We start from the raw sequence: 3,454 nt of genomic DNA, 5'->3' as shown, positions 1-3,454 counted from the left end.
GTATTCGTCCCCTGGTCTATGGCAAGCGGGAAACCGAGGGTGGAGTCGAGTACATGGTTGCCTCGGAAAGCGTTGCGCTGGATGTGCTCGGCTTTGATCTGATTGCCGATGTAGCCCCCGGTGAGGCGATTTACATCACCGCCGAGGGCGAGCTTCATCGTCGTCAGTGTGCCGAGAATACCCGGTTGCGGCCCTGTATCTTTGAGCATGTGTACTTCGCCCGCCCGGATTCGATCATGGACGGCATCTCGGTGTACAAGGCTCGCCTGCGCCAGGGTGAAAAGCTCGCGGAAAAAATTCTGCGCGAACGTCCCGACCATGATATCGATGTGGTGGTGCCGATTCCCGACAGCAGCCGGGTGGCCGGGCAGGCACTGGCCTACAATCTGGGTGTGAAGTTCCGGGAAGGGCTGGTGAAAAACCGCTACATTGGTCGGACCTTCATCATGCCCGGGCAGCAGCAGCGTAAGAAGTCTGTGCGCCAGAAGCTCAATGCCATCGAGCTGGAGTTTCGTGGCAAGAACGTGCTGCTGGTGGATGATTCCATTGTCCGTGGCACCACCTGTCAGCAGATTATCGAAATGGCCCGCGATGCCGGCGCCGCCAAAGTGTATTTTGCCTCAGCGGCACCACCGGTCATCTATCCGAATGTCTACGGCATCGATATGCCCACGGTCAAAGAGCTGATCGCTCACGGTCGTAGTCACGAAGAAATCTGTCGGGAGATCGGTGCCGACTGGCTGATCTATCAGGATCTGGAAGACCTGGTGGCCGCCTCGGCGGAAGGGACCCGCAAGGTTACCGAGTTTGACTGTGCCGTGTTCAACGGTGAGTATGTGACCGGTGATGTGGATGATGCCTATCTGGAGAAACTCGAGGCCGAGCGCAACGATGGCGCCAAGAGTAATGCGCACAAGAAAGCGGCCAAGCCGGAGGGCACGCTGATCGGCCTGCACAATGATGTGGCGGAAAACCCCTGACGAGATCGCTCATGAGTGAATATGATGACAGCTTGACCGGTGCTGGCCTGGACACCCTGGCCGTTCGTGCGGGATGTCACCGCACGGCGGAAGGGGAACACAGCGAAGCGCTGTTCCTGACCTCCAGTTATGTGTTTGGCAGCGCCCAGGAAGCGGCGGACCGCTTCTCTGGCGACGCTCCCGGCAACGTGTATTCGCGTTATACCAATCCGACGGTGCGCGCGTTTGAGGAGCGCATTGCCGCTCTGGAAAAGGCCGAAAGTGCCATTGCGACGGCTTCCGGCATGTCGGCCATTCTCAGCACTTGCATGGCACTGCTGCAGGTGGGAGATCATATCCTCTGCTCCCGGAGTGTATTCGGCACAACCACGGTTCTGTTTACCAAGTATCTGCAGCGGTTCGGGGTTGGGGTAACCTTTGTCGACCCCACCGATCTGACCGCGTGGGAGCGCGGTTTTCAGGCTAACACCCGGTTGGTGTTTGTGGAAACCCCGTCCAACCCTCTGTGCGATGTCGTCGACCTCCAGGCGTTGGCGGATCTGACCCATGCCCGGGGTGCCAGGCTGGTGGTGGACAACTGTTTCTGCACCCCGGCACTGCAACGCCCGATCGAGTTCGGTGCCGACCTGATCATTCACTCGGCGACCAAATACATCGATGGCCAGGGGCGCTGCCTGGGTGGCGTGGTTGCCGGAGATCAGGACACCATCAATGACGTTTTGGCGTTTGTCCGCAGTGCCGGACCCACCCTGAGTGCCTTCAATGCCTGGGTGTTCCTGAAAGGGCTGGAAACCCTGCGTCTGCGGATGGAGGCCCACTCACGCAATGCGCAGGCGCTGGCCGAATGGCTCCAGCGTCAGCCCCAGGTCGAGCGTGTGTACTACGCCGGTCTGCCCGAACACCCCGGGCATGAATTGGCGCGTAAGCAGCAGTCTGCTTTCGGTGGGGTGCTGTCCTTTCAGGTCAAAGGGGATCAGGCTGCCGCCTGGCGCGTGATCGACAGCACCCGGATCTGCTCGCTCACTGCCAACCTCGGTGATGCAAAAACCACCATCGTGCATCCGGCCACGACCACCCATGGACGCCTGACACCGGAGCAGCGGGCCGAATCCGGCATTGCCGACAATCTGATCCGGTTGGCGGTGGGGCTGGAGGATGTCGAGGATCTGAAAAACGATTTGTTGCGCGGACTGTCCTGAGTCCGCCGAACCCACCAGAACAGGGCAGAGGGTCAATGCGGGATTTTATCCAGGTTGTTGTCGATGAAATCGGCCAGGTTTTGTTGGGTAAGGAAGACAAGATAAAGCTCGCCCTGGCGTGTCTGCTGTCCGACGGGCATCTGTTGATTGAAGACCTGCCCGGCATGGGGAAAACCACCCTGGCCCATGCGCTTGCCAAGGTGCTGGGCTTGTCTTATCAGCGGATCCAGTTTACCAGCGATATGCTGCCCGCCGATATTATCGGCGCATCGGTGTTTGAGCGGGAGCAGTCGCGCTTTACCTTCCATCCCGGCCCGGTATTCACTCAGTTGCTGTTGGCCGACGAGATCAACCGGACCACGCCGAAAACCCAGAGCGCATTGCTGGAGGCGATGGAGGAACGTCAGGTCACGGTAGAAGGGGAGACCCGTAAGCTCGAAGACCCTTTTTTCGTCATTGCCACTCAGAATCCCCTGTCCCAGATGGGGACTTTCCCGCTGCCCGAATCGCAACTGGACCGCTTTCTGATGCGCATCAGCCTCGGTTACCCCAGTGCGGATGCTGAGCGTCAGATGTTTCTCGGCGGTGATCCCCGCCAAAAACTGGCCGGAGTCAAAACCCGTCTGAAGCCCGAGCAGCTGCCCAAGATCCGGCAGGCTGCGGAACAGGTCAAAACCTCAGACAGCCTTCTGGATTACCTGCAACGGCTGGTTCACCACACCCGGCACTCCCCCGAGTTTGCCTGCGGCCTCTCCCCACGAGGGGCTCTGGCGCTACTTCGTGCCTCTAAGACCTGGGCGTTCATGCACGGGCGGAGTTACGTCATTCCTGAAGACCTACAGACGCTGCTGCCTCCCGTGGTGGCGCACCGAATTGCCCCGGCTGCCAGCGGCACCGAGGGGCACGAGCAGGCGCTGATCACGGAGCTGTTGAACGCCGTTGACATCGTTCCCGCCTAATATAAATAATACAAATAAAGGCGGAGTTTTTGCTGTTTGGCGGGTAAAATTGCTTTATGATCTAAGGGTTCGCCTTTTTTAGTCCAAATCCGTTCTGGTTAGCGCCTAATTGTGTGATTATATGCCTACCAATTAAGGTAGTACTGTAATACTATTTATGTTGCAGTTCTGTCTAACAATAAACGCAGCAGAGGCATTAGATCGTGAAAATACAACGACTATCCTGGGTGCTGGGGAGTACGCTGGTTCTGGCGGCCTGTGGCGGTAGCGGTGGAGACAGTGGTGGGTCCAGCTCATCGGTGGCATCCAGCTCCAG

The 3,454-nt window shown here is 58.5% G+C and carries 3 protein-coding genes; all 3 read left to right on the top strand.

Annotated features, from left to right (window positions below):
- On the top strand, positions 1-980 hold a 980-nt coding region (locus tag B3520_RS07430), incomplete at its 5' end, for an amidophosphoribosyltransferase (protein WP_286875779.1).
- 11 nt (positions 981-991) lie between these two features.
- A complete protein-coding gene (locus B3520_RS07425) occupies positions 992-2,179 on the top strand; it encodes an O-succinylhomoserine sulfhydrylase (protein ID WP_123637529.1) in 1,188 nt (395 codons plus the stop codon).
- A gap of 35 nt (positions 2,180-2,214) precedes the next feature.
- Positions 2,215-3,138: an AAA family ATPase gene (locus B3520_RS07420; protein WP_286806942.1), complete on the top strand. Its 924-nt coding sequence runs from the start codon at positions 2,215-2,217 to the stop codon at positions 3,136-3,138.
- Positions 3,139-3,454: the final 316 nt, after the last annotated feature.

It is taken from the genome of Marinimicrobium sp. UBA4509 (genome assembly GCF_002388575.1).
GTDB classification, from domain to species: domain Bacteria; phylum Pseudomonadota; class Gammaproteobacteria; order Pseudomonadales; family Cellvibrionaceae; genus Marinimicrobium; species Marinimicrobium koreense.
Note: the sequence above shows the minus strand (reverse complement) of the source record. Positions and strands in the feature narration are given on the sequence as shown.